The sequence below is a fragment of the Pseudomonas sp. KB_12 genome, assembly GCF_052114545.1.
Lineage (GTDB): Bacteria > Pseudomonadota > Gammaproteobacteria > Pseudomonadales > Pseudomonadaceae > Aquipseudomonas > Aquipseudomonas brassicacearum.
Genome location: NZ_JBFREY010000044.1, coordinates 1 through 22921 on the forward strand (window position 1 = coordinate 1; position 22921 = coordinate 22921).

General features: G+C 63.4%; 21 protein-coding genes. 15 read left to right on the plus strand and 6 right to left on the minus strand.

The annotated features are described in order from the left end of the window. Positions 1-155: 155 nt before the first annotated feature. Together AB4Z20_RS25195 and AB4Z20_RS25200 are read right to left on the minus strand one after the other, a co-directional pair. Entirely contained in the window at positions 156-692 is a 537-nt protein-coding gene (locus AB4Z20_RS25195; protein WP_053178694.1) for a cytochrome b, read from the minus strand. Continuing rightward, the gene (locus tag AB4Z20_RS25200; protein ID WP_442090835.1) at positions 689-1771 is read right to left on the minus strand and encodes a catalase family peroxidase; all 1083 of its coding nucleotides are present in this window, start codon (positions 1769-1771) and stop codon (positions 689-691) included. The genes AB4Z20_RS25195 and AB4Z20_RS25200 overlap by 4 nt, the downstream gene beginning before the upstream one ends. Positions 1772-1940: 169 nt before the next feature. Here AB4Z20_RS25200 and AB4Z20_RS25205 point away from each other — a divergent pair, with 169 nt between their 5' ends. Further along, the gene (locus tag AB4Z20_RS25205; RefSeq protein WP_018602303.1) at positions 1941-2447 is read left to right on the plus strand and encodes a sigma-70 family RNA polymerase sigma factor; all 507 of its coding nucleotides are present in this window, start codon (positions 1941-1943) and stop codon (positions 2445-2447) included. Continuing rightward, a complete protein-coding gene (locus AB4Z20_RS25210) occupies positions 2444-3196 on the plus strand; it encodes an anti-sigma factor family protein (protein WP_214508995.1) in 753 nt (250 codons plus the stop codon). The genes AB4Z20_RS25205 and AB4Z20_RS25210 overlap by 4 nt, the downstream gene beginning before the upstream one ends. A 43-nt stretch (positions 3197-3239) precedes the next feature. Here AB4Z20_RS25210 and AB4Z20_RS25215 read toward each other — a convergent pair whose 3' ends face one another. Beyond that, entirely contained in the window at positions 3240-4076 is an 837-nt protein-coding gene (locus tag AB4Z20_RS25215; RefSeq protein ID WP_253473113.1) for an IclR family transcriptional regulator, read from the minus strand. A gap of 244 nt (positions 4077-4320) precedes the next feature. Between AB4Z20_RS25215 and AB4Z20_RS25220 the strand changes: the two genes are divergently transcribed. From AB4Z20_RS25220 to AB4Z20_RS25255, 8 genes are all read left to right on the plus strand, one after another. Continuing rightward, the gene (locus tag AB4Z20_RS25220; protein ID WP_442090838.1) at positions 4321-5346 is read left to right on the plus strand and encodes an ABC transporter ATP-binding protein; all 1026 of its coding nucleotides are present in this window, start codon (positions 4321-4323) and stop codon (positions 5344-5346) included. Continuing rightward, entirely contained in the window at positions 5343-6212 is an 870-nt protein-coding gene (locus AB4Z20_RS25225) for an ABC transporter permease (RefSeq protein ID WP_186710009.1), read from the plus strand. The genes AB4Z20_RS25220 and AB4Z20_RS25225 overlap by 4 nt, the downstream gene beginning before the upstream one ends. Before the next feature lie 6 nt (positions 6213-6218). Then, positions 6219-7013 (plus strand): ABC transporter permease, encoded by a 795-nt coding sequence (locus AB4Z20_RS25230; protein WP_253473106.1) that lies wholly within the window; start codon positions 6219-6221, stop codon positions 7011-7013. A 7-nt stretch (positions 7014-7020) separates the two neighbouring features. Then, positions 7021-7311, plus strand: coding sequence for a (2Fe-2S)-binding protein (locus AB4Z20_RS25235; RefSeq protein ID WP_186710006.1), 291 nt, complete (start codon positions 7021-7023; stop codon positions 7309-7311). A gap of 301 nt (positions 7312-7612) precedes the next feature. Next, on the plus strand, positions 7613-8968 hold the full coding sequence (locus tag AB4Z20_RS25240; RefSeq protein ID WP_442090841.1) for an FAD-dependent oxidoreductase: 1356 nt from the start codon (positions 7613-7615) through the stop codon (positions 8966-8968). Then, complete coding sequence (locus tag AB4Z20_RS25245; RefSeq protein WP_442090843.1) at positions 8965-10080, plus strand: NAD(P)/FAD-dependent oxidoreductase; 1116 nt, start codon at positions 8965-8967, stop codon at positions 10078-10080. The genes AB4Z20_RS25240 and AB4Z20_RS25245 overlap by 4 nt, the downstream gene beginning before the upstream one ends. 18 nt (positions 10081-10098) lie before the next feature. After that, positions 10099-11160, plus strand: a complete 1062-nt coding sequence (locus AB4Z20_RS25250; protein ID WP_057447748.1) for an ABC transporter substrate-binding protein — start codon at positions 10099-10101, stop codon at positions 11158-11160. A 263-nt stretch (positions 11161-11423) separates the two neighbouring features. After that, on the plus strand, positions 11424-12767 hold the full coding sequence (locus AB4Z20_RS25255) for a leucine-rich repeat-containing protein kinase family protein (protein ID WP_442090845.1): 1344 nt from the start codon (positions 11424-11426) through the stop codon (positions 12765-12767). 147 nt (positions 12768-12914) lie between these two features. Here the strand turns inward: AB4Z20_RS25255 and AB4Z20_RS25260 are convergent, their stop codons facing one another. After that, entirely contained in the window at positions 12915-13619 is a 705-nt protein-coding gene (locus AB4Z20_RS25260) for a YebC/PmpR family DNA-binding transcriptional regulator (protein ID WP_003199952.1), read from the minus strand. A gap of 219 nt (positions 13620-13838) precedes the next feature. On the opposite strand from AB4Z20_RS25260, the gene AB4Z20_RS25265 reads away from it, so the two are divergent. Beyond that, positions 13839-15245 carry a type VI secretion system Vgr family protein gene (locus AB4Z20_RS25265; protein ID WP_320390175.1) on the plus strand — a complete coding sequence of 469 codons (1407 nt, stop codon included), beginning with the start codon at positions 13839-13841 and terminating at the stop codon, positions 15243-15245. Positions 15246-15371: 126 nt separating this feature from the next. Further along, positions 15372-15920: a cytochrome b gene (locus AB4Z20_RS25270; protein WP_214508987.1), complete on the plus strand. Its 549-nt coding sequence runs from the start codon at positions 15372-15374 to the stop codon at positions 15918-15920. Between the two features lie 6 nt (positions 15921-15926). Here AB4Z20_RS25270 and AB4Z20_RS25275 read toward each other — a convergent pair whose 3' ends face one another. Both AB4Z20_RS25275 and AB4Z20_RS25280 read right to left on the minus strand, forming a co-directional pair. Further along, entirely contained in the window at positions 15927-16835 is a 909-nt protein-coding gene (locus AB4Z20_RS25275) for a 1-aminocyclopropane-1-carboxylate deaminase/D-cysteine desulfhydrase (protein ID WP_442090848.1), read from the minus strand. A 188-nt stretch (positions 16836-17023) separates the two neighbouring features. After that, positions 17024-19063 (minus strand): oxidoreductase, encoded by a 2040-nt coding sequence (locus AB4Z20_RS25280; protein ID WP_442090849.1) that lies wholly within the window; start codon positions 19061-19063, stop codon positions 17024-17026. A 240-nt stretch (positions 19064-19303) separates the two neighbouring features. Between AB4Z20_RS25280 and AB4Z20_RS25285 the strand changes: the two genes are divergently transcribed. The 3 genes from AB4Z20_RS25285 (at position 19304) to AB4Z20_RS25295 (ending at position 22864) form a co-directional block, all read left to right on the plus strand. Next, the gene (locus AB4Z20_RS25285) at positions 19304-20521 is read left to right on the plus strand and encodes a DUF3422 domain-containing protein (RefSeq protein WP_442090851.1); all 1218 of its coding nucleotides are present in this window, start codon (positions 19304-19306) and stop codon (positions 20519-20521) included. A 172-nt stretch (positions 20522-20693) separates the two neighbouring features. Further along, on the plus strand, positions 20694-21824 hold the full coding sequence (locus AB4Z20_RS25290) for a carbon-nitrogen hydrolase family protein (RefSeq protein WP_442090853.1): 1131 nt from the start codon (positions 20694-20696) through the stop codon (positions 21822-21824). 2 nt (positions 21825-21826) lie between these two features. Next, complete coding sequence (locus AB4Z20_RS25295) at positions 21827-22864, plus strand: AraC family transcriptional regulator (RefSeq protein WP_253473076.1); 1038 nt, start codon at positions 21827-21829, stop codon at positions 22862-22864. Positions 22865-22921: the final 57 nt, after the last annotated feature.

The following is a 22921-nucleotide window of genomic DNA, read 5'->3' on the forward strand; positions in this document are numbered from 1 at the left end:
TACCGTGCCGGCCACTCTCCCTCGCGGGTGCTGACACACCAGTGATAGCTACGGCCTCTTTCCCCGCGCGCACCCAATCTTAAGCCGAGCACTTGTTTGCTGCGCGACAGCGCAGCGTCGGCGACGCGGCGGGGACTCCCTCGCCACAGGCTTCATCAGCCTTTGCCGCGCAACATACTGTCCAACACCTCATCCCGGCGCACCCAAGCGTGAAACAACGCGGCCGCCAGATGCACCAGCACCGTCACGAACAACAGGTAAGCCAGGTACCCGTGGGCCTTGCGCAGCAGTGCGAACGTCTGGGCGTGGGCTGGAAGAATCGAAGGCAGTTGCAACGAGTCGCCGAGCATCACCGGATCCCCCGCCGCCGAAATCATGCCCCAGCCCAACAACGGCAGGACCAGCATCAGGGCGTACAACAGCACATGCGAGGCGTTTGCCGCCAGCACTTGCCAGGCCGGCAGATCCGCCGGCAGCGGCGGTTGGCGGGTGGTAAAACGCACCGCCAGGCGCACGATCACCAACAGCAAAATCGCGATGCCCAATGGTTTGTGCAACTGCAGCAGCCATTCATGGCGTTCGGACACCGAGGCGACCATGCCCGCGCCGATGAACAGCATGGCGATGATCATCACTGCCATCAGCCAGTGCAGCAGCCGGGCCAGCGGTGCAAAGTGACGAGGGGCGCTCATGGGCGGGACTCCTGTTTGGCGGCCAACTGGCTCACTTCGCTGGTACGGCGCAGATAGGAACTGGCATAGGCGGCGGAGCGCGCGACCAATAGCGGGTCTTCGGAACCTTCGATCCCTTGGGGCAGGATCAGCGGGTCATAGTTGATGTCGCGGCATTCGCCGTTGTCCTGCGCCTGGGTGCGCTCCAGCACCAATGTGCCGGCATTGAGTACCTTGCGGTCGGCGGGCCAGGCCTTGCTGGCATCGTTCACCGGGTCCCCGGGGTTGGCCAGGGTGATGTTCAACTGCCAGCGCAACGGCCCGGCGGCGAGACGCTTGGCCAAGTCTTGCTCGAGGAAGTCGGCCCCCTGAGGTGGCGTCGCATCCGTAGCATCCTGGCTCATCGGCACCACGCCCCAGCGCACCGCCTGGCGCTGCCCGGCGGGGTTGACCAGATAAAACGCGTTGATGCCGTTGTAGGTTTCGGTGGCATAACTGGCTGACGGCTTGGCGCCCTTGATCCATTGCAGGAACGGCACCGCTTCGGGGTGCGCGGCAAAGAACGCCGGTACGGCCGCAGGGTTCGGTTTCCCTGTGGCAGGGTCCGGCGACTGGGCTTGTTGGAGTTGGTAGAAGGCTTCGGGCGTGCCCACCGGAAACACCGGCATGCTGTTCATGCCGGTGCGCCATTGCTGGCCGTTGGCCTGGGTAAAGCGCAGTGCCAGGCTGCGAATCGGCACACTGCCGTCCGGTGCATAGGGATTGCCGCTGGGCAAGGCGAAACGCCCAACCACTGGCGTTTGCGGCTGCGAGAACACTTGGGCGCTGGAATAGCCGCTGGCCTCGCCCGTGCTTTGGAAATAGCCCGCGACGCAGACACCTTTTGAGTGGTTGCGTCGAAAGCCCGGGTGAACGCCGTTGTTTTTTTCCAGCACAGTGACCAACGCCTGCGGTGTCAGGCGCTGTGGGTCGAGGCTGCCATTGACGTAGGCAAACGCCCCGGCCAGCGCGGCAACAATCACCGCGATGCCGCTCAGGCGCAATGTCAGGCCGGCGGCACTCAAGGGTGGCCGGCTCGACGAGGGTGAAGGATCAACCATGAGAAAGCTCCAGGGGCTCAAGGCCATTTGTTGGAAAGGACCCGTCAGACGAAAGCCCGGCAGGTTTATTCCCACGCCTCGTATTTATTTTTCCTGCACTGGAATAATCTCGTTTGCGGGTCGTCTTTCCAGTCCCGGTGCAGTGACTGCCCACAGAAGCCACACCCCTATGAACGCATTCGACGAACAGTTGCGCGAGCTCATCCCCAGGCTACGGCGTTTTGCCGTGTCGCTGACGCGCAACCCGAGCAACGCCGACGACCTGGTGCAGATGTGCCTGGAACGGGCATTGTCCAAGTGGAACGACAAGCGTCCGGACGGCGATCTGCGGGCCTGGCTGTTTTCGATTCTGTACCGGCAGTTTCTCGACGGCCATCGCCGCTCCCGACGGTATGCGCGCATGCTGGAGTTTTTCACCGGCCGCGACGATGCCCACCCTTCGGCCGAGCGCAGCGTGATCGCGCAATCGTCCCTGCAAGCCTTCGATCAACTCACGACGGAACAACGTGCACTGTTGTTGTGGGTGTCGGTGGAAGGCTTGAGCTACCAGCAAGTCGCCGACATCCTCGGCGTGCCGACCGGCACGGTCATGTCCCGCCTGTCCCGCGCTCGCCAGGCCCTGCGCCAACTCAGCGACGGCGAAATCACCCGCCCTACCCTGCGGATACTCAAATGATCAGCATGCCCCCCAGCGACAGCGACCTGCACGCCTACGTCGATCGCCAACTGAGCGAGGCCGACCAGCGCCTGGTGCAGGCCTACCTGGCCAACCAGCCGGAAGTCGCCGCCCGGGTCCGCGCCTGGCAACAGGACGCGCAGCACCTGCGCACGGCCCTGAGCGGCGCCTTGCAACAGCCGCCCAATCCGGATCTCGACCCGGCCATGATTCGCCAGCACCTGAAACATCGCTCCCGCCGCCACCTGGCCAGCGCCGCGGTGTTGCTGCTGGCCGTCAGCGTAGGCGGGGTCAGCGGCTGGCAGGCGCGACAAATGACCCTGCTCAGCGCCGCAGCCCCCATGGCTGACGCTCTACAGGCGTACCGGTTGATTGCCCAGCAGGGCATCCTTCCGGCCGATTACCAGACCGGCGACGAGCAGAGCATGCAAGGCTGGCTCGACCGCTACTTCACCCAGGCCGACCGGCTGCCAGACCTATCGGGTACGGGCTTCAAGCCGGTCAGCGGGCGCTTGCTCAGCACCGAACAAGGCGCGGCGGCGATGGTGGTCTATCAGGACCCGAGCGGTCAGAAAATCAGCTTCTACGTGCGCCCACCCGGCCCGAAAAATTTCCTCCTGCCGCGGGGCAGTCGTCGCGAGGGCGAATTGCAAGCCGAGTACTGGTCCGGGCCGGGCTACAACTATGCGATGGTCATCCCCAGTGATACGCCGACGGTGCAGCGGCTCAAGCAGACCCTGAAGTTCTGAACCCCCTACCCACAGGGGATACAGGCTGCTCTTGAGAGTCTGTTCAGCCCTGCCCAAACACCTGCGAAGGCCTGCGCAGCAATGGGTCGAACGGGTTGATCCGCGGTCCGATCAGGGCTGCCTCGCGCTTGAGCATGTCCACCACCGTCGGCAGGCGATCGGGCCCCAGGCGGTCGCTCACCGTTGCCACGCTCAAGGCGGCCACGGCCCGGCCGTCACGGTCCAGGATCGGCACGGCCACCCCGGCCATGCCTTGCAATACGCCAGTATTGCGCCCGGCGTAGCCCAGCGTGCGCACGTTCTCCACTTCCGAACGCAGGAAGACTTCGTCGTACAAATGGAAATCCTTGAGCCGCGGCAGGTTGTATTGAATCACCGTGTCGCGCTCTTCCTCCGGYAGAAACGCCAGGATCGCCAAGCTGCCCTGCCCCACGCCCAACGCCACGCGACCACCGATGTCGCCCGTGAACGTGCGGATCGGAAACGGCCCCTCGCTGCGGTCCAGGCAGACCGCATCGAAACCACTGCGCGCCAGCAAAAACAACGAGTCCCCGAGGGAGGCCGACAACCGCAGCATGGCTGGGCGCACCAGTTCGCGCAGGTTGCCGGTGTTGCCGGCGCGGGCGGCCAGGGCGAAGAACTCCAGGCTCAAGCGGTAGCGTTTGCTACGTGCGTCCTGCTCGACCATGCCTTCGTCCATCAGGCTGCGCAACAAGCGATGCGTGGTGGGCTGGGACAGGCCGATGCGCTGGGCCAATTGCGTCACCCGCTCCCCACCCTCGGCGGTGCCACCCAGGCTGCGCAACACGGCAAACAGCCGGGAGACCGCGCCGACACCGACTTCGCCTTTCTCATTATTCCGATCAGTGGAATCAGACATGCCATTTCTCATTATTAAATTTACTCACTGAATGAAACTGAAAATAGTCTTCGCTTCAGTGAAATAGTCCATTGAGCCCATCCTATTCTTCGTCCTACTCTTCGTCCAGACAGGGGCGATTCGAACAACAGCGGCAGCCGACTCAAGGTCGAGCACCAACGCACCCCAGCAACACCCTTTCGTATCTGCCCATAAAAAAGCGCGCCCGCAGGCGACGCATAACAATCCCAGGTGGAGCGCAGCTATGGCTTTTGTGCAACTTGAAGGACTTGGCAAACGTTACGGCGATATCGACGCCGTGGTCGCCACCAACCTGTCGGTGGAAAAAGGCGAGTTCGTCTCGCTACTGGGACCTTCCGGCTGCGGCAAGACCACAACCCTGCAGATGATCGCCGGCTTCGTCGAAGTCAGCAGCGGGCGCATCCTGCTGGACGGTCGCGACATTACCCACGCCAAGCCCGCCAGCCGTGGCCTGGGTGTGGTGTTCCAGAGCTACGCGCTATTTCCCCACATGACCGTCCAGGACAACGTCGCCTTCGGCCTGCGCATGCGCAAAGTGGCCACTGCCGAACTGCAACAACGGGTGGACCGGGTGTTGAAACTGGTACGCCTGGACCGCCACGCCGACCGCTACCCGCGCGAACTCTCGGGCGGCCAGCGCCAACGCGTGGCACTGGCCCGAGCGCTGGTGATCGAGCCGCCAGTGCTGTTGCTCGACGAGCCACTGTCCAACCTCGACGCCAATTTGCGCGAAGAGATGCAATACGAAATCCGCCGCATCCAGCGCGAAGTCGGGATCACCACGCTGATGGTGACCCACGACCAGTCCGAAGCCCTGTCGATCAGTGACCGGGTCGTGGTGATGCAGGCTGGGCGCATCACCCAGATCGACGCGCCGTACACCCTTTACGAGCACCCGCGTACCGAATTCATTTCCGGCTTCGTCGGCAAAGCCAACCTGCTGCCCGGCATGCGGGACAGTACGGGTGTCGTTCAAGCCTGCAGCCAGGGCAATGGCGACCTGATCCTGAGCCTGCGTCCGGAAAAAATCGACCTGTGCGAGGCCGGTTCAGGCCGACTGCAAGGCACCCTCATCAACCGCTTCTTCCTTGGCAGCCAATGGCTGTACGGCGTCTCGACCAGCCTGGGTGAACTCTGCGTGGTGCGCCGCAACGACGGCTCCGCGCCCCTGGTAGAAGGCACGGCGGTGGGCCTGGATTGGGACCCGGCGCTGCTGCGGGTACTGAGCGCGGACGAGGTGCCGGCATGAAGCTGATCGATGCGATGCGCCGCGGTCGCCAAGGCTACCTGATGTCCGCGCCGGCCCTGGCCTTGTACCTGGGCCTGCTGGTCATTCCCTTGGGCTTGACCTTGGTCCTGTCGTTCAACGTCTTCGACTACAGTTCGGGCATCAACGGCGACGCCTATACCTTCGAGCACTACACCAGCCTGCTGGGCGATCCGTACTTCTACGAGATCTTTTTGCGCACGTTCTGGATCAGCGCCCTGACCACTTTGCTGTGCGTGCTGATCGGCGTGCCCGAGGCGTACATCCTCAGCCGCATGGGCGCGCCGTGGCGTTCGATTTTCCTGATCCTGATTCTCACCCCGCTGCTGATTTCAGTGGTGGTGCGGGCCTTTGGCTGGAGCCTCCTGCTCGGCGCCGACGGCTTGGTCAACCAGGCCCTTCAAGCCTTCGGCGGCGCGCCGGTGAAGCTGCTTTATACGCCGTTCGCCGTGGTCATCGCCCTGGTCCACGTGATGTTGCCGTTCATGATCATTCCGGTCTGGACCTCGCTGCAGAAACTCGACCCGGCCGCCGAACAGGCCGCGCTGTCCCTGGGGGCCAGCCAATTCACGGTGATCCGCAAAGTGGTGCTGCCGCAGATCATGCCCGGCGTGCTGTCCGGCACGCTGATTGTGTTCGGCCTCGCCGCCAGCTCCTTCGCGATTCCCGGCCTGCTCGGCGGACGGCGTTTGAAGATGGTCGCCACGCTGATCTACGACCAGTACCTGTCGGAACTGAACTGGCCGATGGGCGCGGCCATTGCCGTCGCGCTGCTGCTGCTCAACCTGCTGATCATGCTGTCGTGGAACCGGATGATCGAAGGCCGCTACAAGAAGTCATTGGGGTAATGGGTCATGTCTAGAAACGGTCCTTTAGCGCTGCTGTTTCACGCCCTGGTGGTGGTCTTCATGCTCGCGCCGCTGGTGGTGGTCTGCCTCGTCGCCTTCACCCCGGAAAACACCCTGAGCCTGCCGACCACCGAGTTTTCCCTGCGCTGGTTTCGCGCCGTGTTCGAACGCGCGGATTTTGTCGACGCGTTCTACAACAGCCTGGTCCTGGCGTTCTGCGCGGCCTCGCTGGCGACGTTGATCGCGGTGCCGGCGGCCCTGGCGATCACCCGGCTCGAGTTCCCCGGCCGGGACTTCTTCAACGGCCTGTTCCTGTCGCCAATCATCATTCCGCACCTGGTGCTGGGGGTCGCATTGCTGCGCCTGTTTGCGCTGATGGGCGTGAACGGCAGCTTTGCCTGGCTGATCTTCGCCCACATGCTGGTGATCACCCCCTACGTGTTGCGCCTGGTGCTGGCCTCGGCCATCGGCCTGGACCGCAGCGCCGAACAGGCCGCGCAATCGCTGGGGGCCGGACGCTTCACGCTGTTCCGGCAAATCACCTTGCCGATGATCCTGCCGGGGGTGGCCGGGGGCTGGCTGCTGGCGTTCATCAACAGTTTCGATGAAGTCACGCTGTCGATCTTCGTCACCTCGCCGGCCACGCAAACCTTGCCGGTGCGCATGTACGTGTACGCCACCGAATCCATCGACCCGATGATGGCGGCGGTGTCGGCGCTGGTCATCGCGCTCACCGCGCTGACCATGATTCTGCTCGACCGGGTCTATGGCCTGGATCGGGTCCTGGTAGGCAAACAATGAGGGCACCATGGCGCTGCTGAAACGACTGGCCGAAGGCGACCGCCCGGCCCTGGACTTTATCCTCGACGGCCAGCCTGCCACCGGCCTGCTGGGGGACACGCTGCTGACCGCCGTGCTGACCTGCAGCGAACACCTGCGCGGCAGCGACTTCAGCGCCGAACCCCGGGCCGGTTTCTGCCTGATGGGCGCCTGCCAGGACTGCTGGGTGCGCCTGGGCGACGGCCGCCGCGTCCGCGCCTGCTCGACCCTGCTCGAAGCCGGCCAGCACATCAGCCGCGAACCGGGGCGCCAGGTATGAACACCGTCGACTGGCCTGGCCTCATCGCGAGCAAGCTCGCTCCCACAGGGGAGTTGCGGCGTGTGCGCAACCAACATCCACAACAGATCCAATGTGGGAGCGAGCCCGCTCGCGAAAGCGGTCTGTCTGCTGTCGCTGTTGTCGCATGTGCCGCCGTCATCGCGAGCAGGCTCGCTCCCACAGGGGAACTGCGGCGAGCGCTAAACCAGCATCCACAACCGATCCAGTGTGGGAGCGAGCTTGCTCGCGATGACGGTTTCGAGCGCAGCACAAATCCCCCGGTCCAGCCAATGAGGTGGCGATGAAACCAATAGCCATCATCGGCGCCGGCCCCGCCGGTATCCGTGCCGCGCAGACATTGGTCGCCCACGGCCTGTACCCGGTCCTGCTGGACGAAGCCGCCCGCGGTGGCGGGCAGATCTATCGGCGCCAACCGGCTAATTTCAAGCGCTCGCCAGGCAAGCTCTATGGCTTCGAAGCGCACAAGGCCAACGCCATCCACCAGACGCTCGACGCATTGCGCGGACAGCTCGACTACCGCCCCGACACCCTGGTGTGGAACGCCGAAGCCGGCCTGCTCGATACCCTGCATGAAGGCCGCGCCGACCGCCTCGAGTACGCCAGCGTGATCGTCGCAACCGGCGCCACCGACCGGATCCTGCCTGTACCCGGGTGGACCCTGCCAGGGGTCTACAGCCTGGGCGCGGCGCAGATTGCCCTGAAATTCCAGGGGTGTGCCATCGGTGAGCGGGTGGTGTTCGCCGGCAGCGGCCCCTTGCTGTATCTGGTGGCCTATCAATACGCCCGGGCCGGCGCCAACGTGGTCGCGGTGCTCGACAGTTCGCCCTTTGGCGCCCAGGTCCGCGCCCTGCCCGGCCTGCTGGCACAACCGGCCACCCTCGCCAAGGGCCTCTATTATCGCGCCTGGCTGACCGCCCACGGCATCGCCGTGCATCAAGGCGCGAGCCTGTCGGGTCTCGATGGCGAACGGCGGGTGCAGTCGTTGAAATGGCGCAACGCCAACGGCGAACACACCCTCGACTGCGACGCGGTGGCCTTCGCCCACGGCTTGCGCAGTGAAACCCAACTGGCCGACCTGCTGGGTTGCGAGTTTTCCTGGAGCGCCCTCAACCGCGCCTGGCTGCCACGACGCGACGGCGCCGGACGCAGCAGCGTGCCGGGGATCTACCTGGCCGGTGACGGTGCCGGCATCATGGGCGCCGACGCCGCTGAAATGGCCGGTGAACGGGCGGCCCTGGCCTTGCTCGAAGACATTGGTTATCTGATCGACCCGCAGCGTTGCACTCAGCTGGAACAATCCCTCGAACGCATCGGCCATTTCCGACTGGGCCTGGAACGTGCGTTTGCCTTTCCTGAAGCGTGGGCCGCCGATGCTGCCGATGACCTGATGATTTGCCGCTGCGAAGAAGTCAGCGCCGGCGACATCCGCCAGGTGGTGGGCCAAGGCCATTGGGAGATCAATCGGGTCAAGGCGCATTGCCGGGTCGGCATGGGCCGTTGCCAGGGACGAATGTGCGGTGCCGCCGCGGCGGAAATCATTGCCCGCGAAAGTGGCCGCACCGTGTCCAGCATCGGCCGCTTGCGGGCCCAGGCGCCGATCAAGCCCGTGCCGTTCGGCCTGGAGGTCGAGCCATGATCGAAGTGGATGCCGTGATCATTGGCGGCGGCATCGTCGGCGCCTCCGCCGCGTTGTTCCTGAGCCAGGCCGGACGCCGGGTGGCGTTGCTGGAGCGCGACTTCTGCGGTTCGCACTCCAGCGGCGTGAACTACGGCGGTGTGCGCCGCCAGGGCCGGCCGCTGTCGCAATTGCCCTTGTCGCAACGGGCCCATGAAATCTGGAGCCAGTTGCCACAGTTGATTGGCATCGACGGCGAGTACCAGCGCAGCGGTCATTTAAAGCTGGCCCGCAGCGCTGAAGATCTGCAAGCGCTGCACGACTACGCTGCCGCCAGCCAGGGCTTTGGCCTGGATCTGCAACTGCTCGATCGCGAGGCCCTGCGCACCCGTTTTCCGTGGGTCGGCACTGTTGCGGTCGGGGCGTCGCTGTGCCCGGACGACGGCCACGCCAATCCGCGCCTGGTCTCGCCAGCCTTTGCCCAGGCCGCTCGCCGACATGGCGCGCAAGTCCACGAACAATGCGCCGTCAGCAACGTTGTGCATGACGGCCAGCGCTTTGCCGTACACACCGCAACAGGCCTGAGTTTCCACGCGCCCTGGCTGCTGAACTGCGCCGGTGCCTGGGCGAGCCAGTTCGCCGCGCAGTTCGGCGAAGCGGTGCCGATGTACGCCGGGCACCCGGCGATGCTGGTCACCGAACCCTTGCCCTTGGTCATGGACGCCAGCACTGGCGTCGAGGGCGGCGGTATCTATGCCCGCCAAGTCTCACGCGGCAATTGCGTGCTAGGCGGCGGCCAGGGTTTTGCCTTGGACACTGCACGCGCCCGCCCCGGCCAGAACGCCGTGCTGGAAATCCTGCGCCAGGCCGTCGAGCTCTATCCATTCCTGGAAGGCGCCCAGGCGATTCGTACCTGGAGCGGCACCGAAGGTTATCTGCCCGATCGCCAGCCGGTGATCGGCCACAGCAGCACCCAGCCCGGTCTGTTGCACGCATTCGGCTTTGCCGGCGCGGGCTTCCAGATCGGCCCGGCGGTGGGCCAGGCGCTCACCGAGATCATCTGCAGCGGGGCTTCGACCACGCCGCTGGATGCGTTTTCCATCACCCGGTTTCACTCCATCTCCGTTGCTTGATAGAGGAAGGTCGCGCCAATGAATAACGTCAAACGCAGTGCACTGTTCGGTTTCTGCTCGCTGGGTTCCGCTTGCCTGGGCGCCCTGCTCCCGGTCACCCAGGCGTTGGCCGAGCCGACGCTTTACCTGGGCATGAACGGCGGAACCATGGAGCGGCTCTATGCCGACAAGGTCTTGCCGGCTTTCGAGAAAGCCAACAACGTCAAAGTGGTCATCGTGCCCGGCACCTCCGCCGACATCCTGGCCAAAGTCCAGGCCAGCAAAGGCAACCCGCAGATGCACGTGATGTTCCTCGATGACGGCATCATGTACCGCGCCATCGCCATGGGCTTGTGCGACAAGCTCGAAGACAGCCCGCCCCTGGCGCAGATCCCGGCCAAGGGGCGCATCAAGGATCAGGCCGTGGCCGTCAGCCTCGGCGTGACCGGGTTGGCCTACAACACCCGGCTGTTCAAGGAAAAGGGCTGGAATACGCCCACCTCATGGATGGACCTGGCCGATCCACGCTTCAAGGACAAAGTGGTGTTCCAGTCGATGGCCTCGTCCACGTTCGGCCTGCACGGCTTTTTGATGTTCAACCGGATCCAGGGCGGCAGCGAAACCGACGTTGAACCGGGCTTCAAGGCCTGGCCGAACACGGTGGGGCGCAACGTGCTGGAGTACATCCCGAGCTCGGCGAAGATATCCGAAATGCTGCAGACCGACGAAGCCGCGCTGTTCCCTCTGACGCCGACCCAGGTGACCGCGTTGAAACTCAAGGGCATGCCGGTCGAATATGCCCAGCCGAAGGAAGGCGCCGTGGTCCTCAACGTCGCCGAATGTGCCATCGCCCAGAACACCCAACCGGAACTGGCGCAAAAGCTCGCGGCGTTCCTGCTGACCCCGCAAGCCCAGGCCATCGCCCTGGAAGAAGGCGACCAGATCCCGTCCAACCCCAACACCCCGACCACCGACAAGACCCGCGGCCAGGTGGAGGCGATGAAGCAATACCTGGAAACGGCGATTGCCGTGGATTGGGACCAGGTCAACGAACAACGCCCAGCCTGGAACGCCCGCTGGAACCGCAGCATCGAGCGCTAGCGCGAATTTTGCGGTTATCATGCGGCCATTAACCTGTGGCGAGGGAGCTTGCTCCCGCTGGGCTCTGTAGGAGCTGGCGAAGCCTGCGATCTTTTGATCTTTCGCTTGAGGCTCAAGTGGTTGGGGAAAGATCGCAGCCTCGTTTCACTCGACAGCTCCTACATAGCTCCTACACAGCTCCTACAATGCAGCCCAGCGGGAGCAAGCTCCCTCGCCACAGTTTTTTCTGCGCTCTTTCTTCTTGATCAACAGCGAACCCCTCCATGCACACCCTCGCCCAACTACGCGCAGGCCAACTCTCAGGCATTACCCGGCTGGACCTGGCCTGCGGCTTGACGGAGTTTCCCCGGGAAATCTTCGACCTGGCCGATTCCCTCGAGATTCTCAACCTCAGTGGCAATCAGTTGGACACGCTGCCCGACGACCTGCATCGGCTGACTCGCCTGCGTGTGCTGTTCTGTTCGGACAACCGCTTCACAGAACTGCCCGAATGCCTGGGCCGTTGCAGCGCCTTGACCATGGTCGGTTTCAAGGCCAACCGCATTACGCACGTCGCGGGCGCCGCACTGCCGCCACGGCTGCGCTGGCTGATCCTGACCGACAACTGCGTCAGCCAATTGCCGGATGAACTGGGTCAACGCCCCTCTCTGCAAAAACTGATGCTGGCCGGCAACCGCTTGCGGCAATTACCGGCGAGCCTGGGCCAGTGTCATCGCCTCGAACTGCTACGCATCGCCGCCAACCAACTGAGCGAACTGCCGCAATGGCTGCTCACCTTGCCGAGCCTCAGTTGGCTGGCCTACGCCGGCAACCCACTGGAAACCCAGGCAGAAGCGGCGGCCCTGAATACCACGACGCCTATTGACTGGTCGCACCTGGAACTGCAGCAACAACTGGGCGAAGGTGCGTCGGGGGTGATTCATCAGGCGCTCTGGCAGGCGCCCGGCCAGGTGGCACGAAAGGTCGCGGTGAAGCTGTACAAAGGCCAGATGACCAGCGACGGCTCGCCGCTGCATGAGATGCATGCCTGCATCACTGCCGGTCGACACCCTAACCTGATTGAGGTGCTGGGCCAGGTTGCCGGGCACCCCGAGCAACAGGCCGGGCTGGTGATGGCGCTGATCGAGCCCAGCTACCGTAACCTCGCCGGGCTGCCGAGCCTGGCGTCGTGCAGCCGCGACGTCTATGCCGATGAACTGCGCCTAAGCGCTCCGGCGGCCCTGCGCATCGCCCATGGCATTGCCTCGGTGGCGGCGCACCTGCACCGCCAGGGCATCACCCACGGGGATCTCTACGGGCACAATATTCTGTGCGATGACCAGGGCGATTGCCTGCTGGGGGATTTTGGCGCGGCGTCGTTCCACGCCACCACGGACAACCTGCAAACCCGCGCCCTGCAACGCATCGAAGTGCGGGCCTTCGGGATTCTGCTGGGGGAATTGCTGGCGCGGATCGAACCGGCGCTCGGTGTTAAGGAACTGGAAGCGTTGCTGGATCTGCAAGTGCGCTGCTGTCAGCCTGATGTATTGGCGCGGCCGGGGTTTGATGAAATTGAAGGCTTATTGCGCAACCGTGGCGAGGGAGCTTGCTCCCGCTGGGCTCTGTAGGAGCTGGCGAAGCCTGCGATCTTTTGATCTTTCACTTGGGATTCAAGTGTCAGGGGAAAGATCGCAGCCTCGTTGCACTCGACAGCTCCTACACAGCTTCTACGCGCCGCCGAGCGGGAGCAAGCTCCCTCGCCACAGGGGGGATTGTTAACCCGCCAACCCGACAAACATGTCCTGCACGTCATCATGGTTGTCGAGGCCTTCGAGGAAGGCTTCGACTTCAGCCATCTGCTCGTCGGTCAGGCCACTGACCGGGTTTTTCGGCTGATAGCCCAGCTTGGCCGACAACACGGTGAAACCCTGCTCCGGCAAGGCCTTCTGTACGGCATCGAGGTCGGCAGGATCAGTGAGGAACAACGTCGCGCCTTCTTCGCCCGGCTCGAAATCCTGGGCACCGGCCTCGATGGCGGCCATTTCCGGATCGGCGTCCGGGCTGTCCGGCGCGGCTTCGATCATGCCGACATGGTTGAAGTCCCACGCCACCGAACCCGAGGCGCCGAGTTGGCCCTTGCGGAACGCGACGCGAATTTCGGCAACGGTACGGTTGATGTTATCGGTCACGCATTCAACGATCAGCGGCACCTGGTGCGGCGCGAACCCTTCGTAGGTGACGCGGTGGTATTGCACGGTTTCACCGAGCTGGCCAGAACCTTTCTTGATCGCACGTTCCAGGGTCTCGCGGGGCATCGAGGCCTTCTTCGCCTGTTCGACCACCAGTCGCAAGTGCGCGTTGGTAGCGGTATCAGCGCCGTTGCGCGCGGCAATGGTGATTTCCTTCACCAGTTTGCCGAAGATCTTGCCCTTGGCGTTGGCAGCCGCTTCTTTGTGTTTAACCTTCCACTGTGCGCCCATTACTCACTCTCTTGTCTGACGCGCCGAGACATCTGCCGGCCGGCGCTGTGGCGCAAGTTTATACGGCCTAAACCGGCTGATCGACCAAAAAATTCACCCTGCCGGATCGACATTTTCACAGCGTGTTGTAGGGCGTTTCTGAAATAGCGACTCACAAGCACCGTTTCCCCCCGCGGTTTCGTACCCTCTGCGCCTCTCTCCCCGCCAGTAGGAGCTGCGATGCGCAACGACACGGAAAGTCCCTTCAGCCTGACGCTCACGCAAAGCGACTTGCAACTGCAAGTCTTGCGCTTCAATGGCCGCGAAGCCCTCAACCAGCCATACCGCTTTGACCTCGAACTGATCGGCCTCGCCCCGCCGATAGATCCCGAGCTGCTCTTGGGGCATCCGGCCTTCCTGCGCCTGGACGGCGAATCGGGCGTCCATGGGATTGTCCACAGCGTTAGCCTGAGTGCCCTGGCGCCGCGGCGCATCGGCTATCGTTTGACGTTGGTTCCCTACCTCCAGCAACTGGAGCAAGGCCCGCAGCGCCGGGTTTTCCATCGGCTCAGCGTGGTGCAGGTGCTGCAACGCCTGCTGGAAGAACACGCGCTACCCGTCGACAGTTACCGTTTCGAACTGCCCCATGGGCAGTATCCGTGTCGCCCATTCTGCATCCAGTACGACGAAAGCGACCTGACCCTCCTGCAACGCCTGTGCGAGGAAGAAGGCATTCATTACCACTTCGAACACGCTCCCCAGGGCCATGTGCTGGTGTTCGCCGAAGACCCGAAGAGCTTTCCCGCGCGCCCTGTCGAGCTACCCCTGCGCCCGAACGACAGCCTGCTGCCGGCCATCAAACGCTTGTATTTGCGTCACCATCCGATGATGCCTGGCCTGCCCGTCGGGTTCAGTGACCGGGCCCCGCCCGAAGCCGAGGCCTCGGCGGCGAATCAACCCCTAGAGCAGATCGATCACGAAGCCATGCGCGGCAACCCGGCCTTGGCTCACCGTTACCAGGCCGGTCGCCGCCACCTTGAACGGTTGCGCTGCCGGCAACGGGAAATCCATGGCCACAGCACCCAACCGGCCCTGCACGGCGGCGACATCGTGCAGGTCTGCGAACACCCGGTTTCCACCTTCAACGATCAATGGTTGATCACCGAGGTCCAGCATCGTGGACGGCAGTTTTCGATCCTGGAGCCGGACCTGCCCGCCGCACCGTCGGCCCGTGACTACCGTAACCGGTTCACCGCCATTCCCTGGTCCACCACGTTCAGGCCAGCCCTCAAGCATCCCAAGCCCTGCATCCCCGGGAACCACCTGGCCCATGTACTCGGCCGCACCGGCCAGCCGGCCAGCCCCGATGAACGTGGCCAGGTGAGTGTCAGCCTATGGGCGCCGGACCAGGACGGCATCACCCTGCCCGTGTCGCGGCTGACGCTGGATGGCAGCCCCAGCCTGATGGCCGGCAGCGAAGTGCTGGTGAGTTTTCTCGACGGCGACCCTGATCGACCGGTGCTGTGCCCAGGGGCTGTCGATACCGGCGCAGGCCATACCGCCACGCCCCCGAAATCGCCCCGTGGCAACCATGATGCGGGGCTGCTATTGGACTGGCTGCTGAATCCGCCGGACTTGACGCCCTGACTCAACCCTGTGGCTTCCTGCCGGCAAAACTGATCTGGCTCATGCAAACCCAGCGAAACGGGCTTACAGTAAGCGGATAACGCCGCTCTAGACGGCGCTCTACCCTGATTGTTGGAGATACCTGCAATGCCCTGGAAAAACTCAGAAAGCCGCTACAGTACCGTCACGGTAACCTTGCATTGGCTGATGCTGGTCCTGCTGGCCGTGGTTTATGCCTGCATCGAGTTCCGCGGGATTTTCCCCAAGGGCAGTGGCGGCCGGACCCTGATCAAGGAAGCGCACTTCATGCTCGGCCTGACGGTGTTCCTGCTGGTCTGGCTACGCCTGTTCGCCCGCAGCATGGGTAAGGCTCCGGCGATTTTCCCGGCGTCGCCTGCATGGCAAACCGTTCTCGCGCGCCTGATGCATTGGGCGCTGTACCTGTTCATGATCGCCATGCCGCTGCTGGGCTGGCTGATCACCAGCGCCGAAGGGCATCAGGTAATGTTCTACGGTTTCGATCTGCCCTTGCTCATCAATCAAGACAAGGAGTTTGCCAAGCAACTGGAAGGCTGGCACGTGCTGGGCGGTACCATCGGCTACTGGTTGATTGGCCTGCATGCCTTGGCGGGGCTGTACCACCACTATGTAGTACGGGACAACACGCTGCTGCGGATGATGCCCAAACGCGGCTGATCGCCGTTACTCGAACCCTCGGCGGCCTTGCAAACCGCCGGTGTGGACGAAAATCAAACGGGTGCCGGGGGCAAACCGTCCGGCCTCGATCCGCGCTTTAAGCAACAGCAAGGCTTTGCCGGTGTACAACGGCTCCAGTTCGATGGCCGCCGTGGTTTCGATGAACTCGGTGAGCTCGGCATCGACCCGGGCGAAACCGCCACGGCTGCCGTCGAACAATTCATAAAGCGGACTGCACAGGCCCGCCTCCCCCACGATGCGTTCGACTTGCTGCACCACGCCATGGTCCTGGGGCACCGCCAGCACGCCATAGACCGGGCGCTGTCCCGCTTCGGCCAGCACCAGCCCGGCCAGCGACGTACCGGTGCCGCAAGCCAACCACCAACCGTGAAAATCCGCCCATCCCAACGTCGCCAGTTGTTCACGGACACTCGCCGCCCACACCTGGCAGCCTTGTGCGCCGGGCAATCCTGAACCACCCTCGGGCACCGGATGCAAATGTGGGTAGCGGATCTGCCACGGCGCCCAGAAACCCGGCGCGTGCCGCTCTCGGTATCCGCCATAACCCAACCAGTGCAGGTCCATGCCAAACGTTTTCAGGTCGCGCACCGTCGGCGTGTCCTGGGGATGACCACGCAACAGCCCCGCCGTGGGAAACCCGAAGCGCTTGCCCGCCGCCGCCAACGCATGCAAATGGTTGGAATAAGCCCCGCCCAGGCTCATGACCCCCTCGGCACCGGCCTCATGGGCGGCGCGCAAATGATGGACCAACTTGAACCACTTGTTGCCGCTGATCAGTGGATCGATCCGATCCAGGCGCAACACCGCCACTTCAACACCGGCTCGGGCGAGCCAGTCCAGATGAAGGGGTTCGAGTCGGGGTTGGGGATGCCAGTCGAGGGCGGGAAGCAGCATGGCAGCAGGCCAGGGGGAAATAGGCCCGGCATCTTAACAGCTTGGCAGCGGGTGACTTCAGGTTCACCACTTCCCCCTGTGGGAGCGAGCTTGCTCGCGATAGCGGTTAGTCAGCAGCATGAATGTTGACTGACCTGCCGCTATCGCGAGCAAGCTCGCTCCCACAAGGGGTTTCCTGAGGCGCTGCCTTAAAGCTGCGCCGCCAACCGCGAACCCTGGTTGATCGCCCGCTTGGCGTCCAGTTCCGCCGCCACGTCGGCACCGCCGATCAGATGAACCTTCTGCCCCGCCGCCTCCAGGCCTTCCTGCAATTCACGCAGCGGATCCTGGCCGGCGCAGATCACGATGTTGTCCACGGCCAACACTTGCGGCTCACCGGTTTCGCCGATGCGAATGTGCAGGCCATCGTCGTCGATCTTCAGGTACTCGACGCTGTTGAGCATCTGCACCTGCTTGTTCTTCAGGCCCGTGCGGTGAATCCAGCCAGTGGTCTTGCCCAGGCCGTCACCGACCTTGGACGCCTTGCGTTGCAGCAGGAACACCTGGCGCGCCGGTGCATGAGGTTCAGCCTTGATCCCGGCCACACCGCCGCGAGCCTCGAGGTGGGTGTCGATACCCCACTCCTTCCAGAACGCCTCGCGGTCCTGGCTGGTGGCAACGCCCTGATGCACCAGGAACTCCGACACGTCGAAGCCGATACCGCCGGCACCAATCACCGCGACACTGCGGCCCACCGGCTTGCGCTCGAGGATCACGTCCAGGTAGCTCAACACCTTGGCATGCTCCACCCCGGGAATCGCCGGCACACGCGGCGCGATGCCCGTGGCGAGGATGATCTCGTCGTAACCGCCGGCCACCAATTTCGCCACATCCACCCGGGTGTCGAGGCACAACTCGACATGACTGGTCTGCAATTTGCGTTTGAAGTAGCGCAGGGTTTCGAAGAACTCCTCCTTGCCTGGCACGCGCTTGGCGACGTTGAACTGGCCACCGATTTCGCTGGCCGAATCGAACAGCGTCACCTGGTGCCCACGCTCGGCCGCCACCGTGGCAGCGGACAAGCCGGCCGGGCCGGCACCGACCACGGCTATCTTCTTCACCTGGGTCACCGGCAGGTAGTTCAGCTCGGTTTCGTGGCAGGCCCGCGGGTTGACCAGGCAACTGGTGAGCTTGCCGCCAAAGGTGTGGTCCAGGCACGCCTGGTTGCAGCCGATGCAGGTGTTGATTTCATCGCCGCGACCGGCAGCGGCCTTGTTGACGAACTCCGGATCGGCCAGGAACGGCCGGGCCATGGAGACCATGTCGGCATCGCCTTCAGCGAGGATCTGCTCGGCCACTTCCGGGGTGTTGATGCGGTTGGTGGTGATCAGCGGGATGCTCACCGAGCCACGCAGCTTGGCCGTGACCTTGCTGAACGCGGCGCGCGGAACCTTGGTGGCGATGGTAGGAATCCGCGCTTCGTGCCAACCGATACCGGTGTTGATAATCGTCGCGCCGGCCTGCTCGATGGCCTTGGCCAACTGGACGATTTCGTCCCAGGCACTGCCGCCTTCCACCAGATCGAGCATCGACAGGCGAAAGATGATGATGAAATTCGGGCCTACCGCCTCACGCACCCGACGGACGATTTCCACCGGCAGGCGCATGCGGTTTTCATAGCTGCCGCCCCAACGGTCGGTACGGTGGTTGGTATGGGCCGCCAGGAACTGGTTAATGAAATAACCTTCCGACCCCATGATTTCGACGCCGTCGTATTCGGCCTTCTGGGCCAGTACCGAACAGGTGACGAAATCGCTGATCTGTTTCTCGATACCCTCCTCGTCCAGTTCCTTGGGCTTGAACGGGTTGATCGGCGCCTGGATCGCGCTCGGTGCCACCTGCTTGGGGCTGTAGGCGTAGCGCCCGGCATGGAGAATCTGCATGCAGATCTTGCCACCGGCCTCGTGTACGGCGCGGGTAACGATCTGGTGCTTGAGCGCTTCTTCTTCGGTGGTCAGCTTGGCCGCCCCGGAGTAGACACCGCCCTCGTCGTTCGGCCCGATCCCACCGGTGACCATCAGGCCCACGCCGCCCCGGGCGCGCTCGGCAAAATACGCCGCCATGCGTTCGAAGCCGCCGGGTTTCTCTTCCAGGCCGGTGTGCATCGAGCCCATCAGGGTACGGTTGCGCAAGGTGGTGAAACCCAGGTCCAGCGGGGCCAGCAGATGCGGGTAATGAGAGGCGGTCATCGGTAACTCCACAACGGGCAATCACGGAAAAAGCGCAAGCTCTGCGGCTTGCGTCTGTCATGGCCCCCAGCGTAAGAGTCCGGATGCGGGCGCTCAATGACCGTAACTGACAACTTAATGATCCAAATGTGCAGGGCGCCGATCAGCTGTGCGTGACTCTCAGCGGGATGAACCAGTCCTATCAACGCTGGACCAGGTGCTCGAACCAAAAAACAACCCTAATAACACGGTCGTCATTGCATGCATCCCCAACGAAAAATGCTGCACAACGAGTTACACGCCCGCCCGTCGTTATATTTTGACGAACCGGCCCACGTCTTCCACCTGGCGTTTCTGGGCGACAACGCCCAGTGCAACGCGCTGCTCGAGCGCCTGTGCCCTGAAACCGTCGCAGCAGAAGCCGCACAAGGCATCACCCGCCTCGAAGGACACCCGCTCAAGTGGGAGCGCCACGCCGAGTTCTTCACCCTGACCCTGGTCGTTCCCGCCAACACCAACGAACTGCACTGGACAACGCTGCCCGAATGCCTTGCCCAGGGTATCGAAGGCCATGCCCAGCACCTGATCAATGCCGTTCAGGTGGTGGTGCGCGCCGAAGCCGGTCTCGACCTGCCCAGCTACGGTTTCAAGGACCCATGCGGCTCTTGCGTGGGCGGTGGCGATGCGGTGGTCTGGAGCGATTTTCGCCTGACCGAGGACGGCACCAACCGCCTGCTGTTCATCAATCGACGGCTCAACGCTTATCGTCAAGGCCGCATGATCCGACGCCTGCTGGAAATCGAGACCTATCGCATGATGGCCTCCTTGTCGCTCAATACCGCCAAGGCACTGGACCCGCAACTGAACGAATTCGATCGCACCCTAGTGAGCCTGTCCGAACGCAACGCCAATGCCAGCGGCGTGCATGCCAAGGCCCTGCTGGAGGACATCGCCCTGTTGTCTCGCCAGGTCGTCAGCAGCACCGTCAAGAATCGCCACCGTTTCAGCGCCACCCGCGCCTACGCCCAACTGGTGTTCGAGCGCCTGGGGGAGCTGCGTGAAAGCCACCTGGGCGATTGCCAGCGGCTGGGCGTGTTCATCGAACGGCGTTTCAAACCCACGGTGCGTTATTGCGCAGCCACCGAACAACGCCTCGAGCAACTGGCCATGAGCGTCGCCAACCTGGGTGACCTGCTGCAAGCCCGCGTACAGGTCGAAATGGAGGACCAGAACGCCGAGATCCTGCGCAGCCTCAATGCGCGTGCCGATGCACAGATCAAGATCCAGCGCGCGGTGGAAGGCCTGTCGATCATTGCCATCACCTACTACCTGATCAATCTGTTCAAACTGGTTTATAGCGGGCTGCACACCTTGGGCGCAAACCTCTCGGCCCGCGAAGCGCTGCTGGGCATGACGCCACCGGTGCTGCTGATCATGTTGCTGATTCTGATCCGGATCCGGAAAGCCAAAAATCACTAGCGCGCCTTGCCAGCACAGAGGGTGTCCCAAGCTTCCTGGACACCCTCTGTGTGTGCTTACCGTGCGTACAAATCAGCGCCCGCCCTTCGCTAATCCCTTGTTTTACCGTACCCTGCCCCGTAGCTCTTGATGAAAAATCATGAACCTGCACACGGCCGCTGACTGTTCTCCCATGCGCAAATTTTTGTACCTGCTGTTTTCCTTGGCCTTGATTGCCGCCCTGATCACCTACGCACTGTGGACGACGGATCGTCCGGCGGGTCATTACCTGTCAGACCTGCGCATCAGCCTGGCGGTCGACCAGGGCACGCCCGCCGACCGCGGCAACTTGCTGGGCATCCAACCCGAACTGTTCCCCACCGACTACCAGAGCCCCGAGCGCCTGCATCGCAAACTGGCGGCCTATCTGCAGACGGCTCGCGACCAGGGCTTTCTCAATGCCAAGACCGTGGTGGTCCTGCCCGAAAGCATCGGCACCTGGTTGATGGTCGGTGGCGAAAAAGACGAGTTGTACCAGGCCACCAGCCTGAAGGAAGCCATGAACTGGCTGGCGGTCAGTAATCCGCTGGCGTTTATCCAGGCATTGGTCAGCGCTCAAGGCGATAGCCGACTGGAGGATGCCTACCTGCGCATGAAAGCCGAGCGCATGGCCCATGACTATCAAGCGCTGTTCGGTGGGTTGGCCAAGGAGTTCGGTATCACCCTGGTGGCCGGCTCCATTGTGCTTCCCGAGCCCAGTGTCAGTGACGGTGAACTGAAGATCGGTCGCGGTGCGTTGTACAACAGCAGCCTGGTGTTCGGCAGCGATGGCCGGCCGATCGGCCAGCCACAACGCCAACGACATCCGGTGTTTGAACAGCGCGACGTGCTTGGGGCCGACCGCCCGACCGCTGTCCAAGTCATCAACACCCCCGCCGGGCGCCTGGGCGTGCTGATCGGCAGCGACAGTTGGTACCCGCTCCATTACCGGCAACTCAACGACCAGGGCGCGCAACTGATTGCGGTGCCCGCCTTCATCATCGGTCGCGATACGTGGGACAAACCCTGGAGCGGTTATAAAGGCCTGTCCACGCCGAGCGAGGTGAGCCTCAAGCCGGGTGAAGTGAGCGAGGGCCAAGCCTGGCATCGCCTGACACTGACCGGCCAATTGCCCATCAGCCAGGCCCGGGGCGGCGTCAGCGTGTTCCTGCGGGGCCAGTTCTGGGACAGCGGCAGCGCCGGCCAGAGTTTCATCAGCCACAACGGCCAACACTTCCCCGATGGCAACGCCCGTGGCGCCCGCCTGCTGAACCTCTGGCTGTGAACATGAAACCGCAGCCGATGCGCCTGGGCGACCTGTCTGTGGGCTTCGTCCATAGCCTGGCTGACGCCGTCGCCAGCCATGGGCAAGACCCTCAACCTCTGCTTGAACAGTACGGTCTCGATGCCGCGCGCCTGGCCGAGCCCGGGGCACGATTGTCGATCCCGCGCTACATGCGTCTGGGCCACGCCGCGATTCAACAAACCCAGGACCCGGCCTTGGGCCTGCGCATGGGCCAACTCGGCCGCTTGAGCCAGGCCGGGTTGGCGGGCGTTACCGCGGCCCAGGCGCCAACCGTGCGCGAGGCCGCCCGCTGCATGATCCGCTTCGAGCCGCTGTATGGCTCCAACTATCGCGGCCAATCGAGTTTCCATGAAGATGCCCGAGGCGCTTGGCTACGGTTCTATTCCATCAGCCCGTATAACGCCTACAACCGCTTTGTCGTGGACTCGATCATTGCCGGCTGGCTTGCGCAACTGTCCAGCGTCAGCGGCATCGCGCTGCGGCCAGAACGCATCGAAATCGAATTCGAGGCGCCGGCCTACCTGGAGGCCTACCGCACGCTCGGTGACTGCCCGATCCAATTTGGCGCCGAACAGAATCAACTGCGCCTGGGCCTGGACAGCCTCGCCCAGCGCAACCCACAGCATTGCCCCAGCACCTGGCACCATCTGCTTCAGTTGTGTGAATGGGAACTGGAACAACTGACCCGCACCCGCAGCCTGCGCGAGCGCATCATCCAATTGCTGGGACCGTTGCTCAACGGCGGCCGGGAACCCGACCTGGAAGAAGTGGCGGCTCGCCTGAAGCTGCCGACCTGGACCCTGCGTCGCAAGCTGGCCGAGGAAGGCACGCAGTTTCGCGCCATCCTCAACGACACCCGCCGCGACCTGGCCATGACCTACATACGCGATACCGAACTGGCGTTCGGCGAAATCGCTTATCTATTGGGATTCGCCTCAGCCGAGGCATTTCAACGAGCCTTCAAGCGCTGGAACAACCAGACGCCCGGAGAGTTTCGTCGTAGTCACCGAGGGGTTTGAGCTTCAAGAACCTGGCTTGGCGCTTACCACTTGCAGCGTGTCGCGATCCTCACAACT

What these genes read in the sequence shown, in the direction of transcription:
- AB4Z20_RS25280 (WP_442090849.1), bottom strand. Translation starts at nt 19,063, where the DNA reads ATGACCGCCTCTCATTACCCGCATCTGCTGGCCCCGCTGGACCTGGGT.
- AB4Z20_RS25235 (WP_186710006.1), top strand. Translation starts at nt 7,021, where the DNA reads ATGGCGCTGCTGAAACGACTGGCCGAAGGCGACCGCCCGGCCCTGGAC.
- AB4Z20_RS25255 (WP_442090845.1), top strand. Translation starts at nt 11,424, where the DNA reads ATGCACACCCTCGCCCAACTACGCGCAGGCCAACTCTCAGGCATTACC.
- AB4Z20_RS25205 (WP_018602303.1), top strand. Translation starts at nt 1,941, where the DNA reads ATGAACGCATTCGACGAACAGTTGCGCGAGCTCATCCCCAGGCTACGG.
- AB4Z20_RS25265 (WP_320390175.1), top strand. Translation starts at nt 13,839, where the DNA reads ATGCGCAACGACACGGAAAGTCCCTTCAGCCTGACGCTCACGCAAAGC.
- AB4Z20_RS25250 (WP_057447748.1), top strand. Translation starts at nt 10,099, where the DNA reads ATGAATAACGTCAAACGCAGTGCACTGTTCGGTTTCTGCTCGCTGGGT.
- AB4Z20_RS25210 (WP_214508995.1), top strand. Translation starts at nt 2,444, where the DNA reads ATGATCAGCATGCCCCCCAGCGACAGCGACCTGCACGCCTACGTCGAT.
- AB4Z20_RS25225 (WP_186710009.1), top strand. Translation starts at nt 5,343, where the DNA reads ATGAAGCTGATCGATGCGATGCGCCGCGGTCGCCAAGGCTACCTGATG.
- AB4Z20_RS25200 (WP_442090835.1), bottom strand. Translation starts at nt 1,771, where the DNA reads ATGGTTGATCCTTCACCCTCGTCGAGCCGGCCACCCTTGAGTGCCGCC.
- AB4Z20_RS25230 (WP_253473106.1), top strand. Translation starts at nt 6,219, where the DNA reads ATGTCTAGAAACGGTCCTTTAGCGCTGCTGTTTCACGCCCTGGTGGTG.
- AB4Z20_RS25260 (WP_003199952.1), bottom strand. Translation starts at nt 13,619, where the DNA reads ATGGGCGCACAGTGGAAGGTTAAACACAAAGAAGCGGCTGCCAACGCC.
- AB4Z20_RS25270 (WP_214508987.1), top strand. Translation starts at nt 15,372, where the DNA reads ATGCCCTGGAAAAACTCAGAAAGCCGCTACAGTACCGTCACGGTAACC.
- AB4Z20_RS25195 (WP_053178694.1), bottom strand. Translation starts at nt 692, where the DNA reads ATGAGCGCCCCTCGTCACTTTGCACCGCTGGCCCGGCTGCTGCACTGG.
- AB4Z20_RS25295 (WP_253473076.1), top strand. Translation starts at nt 21,827, where the DNA reads ATGAAACCGCAGCCGATGCGCCTGGGCGACCTGTCTGTGGGCTTCGTC.
- AB4Z20_RS25275 (WP_442090848.1), bottom strand. Translation starts at nt 16,835, where the DNA reads ATGCTGCTTCCCGCCCTCGACTGGCATCCCCAACCCCGACTCGAACCC.
- AB4Z20_RS25220 (WP_442090838.1), top strand. Translation starts at nt 4,321, where the DNA reads ATGGCTTTTGTGCAACTTGAAGGACTTGGCAAACGTTACGGCGATATC.
- AB4Z20_RS25245 (WP_442090843.1), top strand. Translation starts at nt 8,965, where the DNA reads ATGATCGAAGTGGATGCCGTGATCATTGGCGGCGGCATCGTCGGCGCC.
- AB4Z20_RS25285 (WP_442090851.1), top strand. Translation starts at nt 19,304, where the DNA reads ATGCATCCCCAACGAAAAATGCTGCACAACGAGTTACACGCCCGCCCG.
- AB4Z20_RS25290 (WP_442090853.1), top strand. Translation starts at nt 20,694, where the DNA reads ATGCGCAAATTTTTGTACCTGCTGTTTTCCTTGGCCTTGATTGCCGCC.
- AB4Z20_RS25240 (WP_442090841.1), top strand. Translation starts at nt 7,613, where the DNA reads ATGAAACCAATAGCCATCATCGGCGCCGGCCCCGCCGGTATCCGTGCC.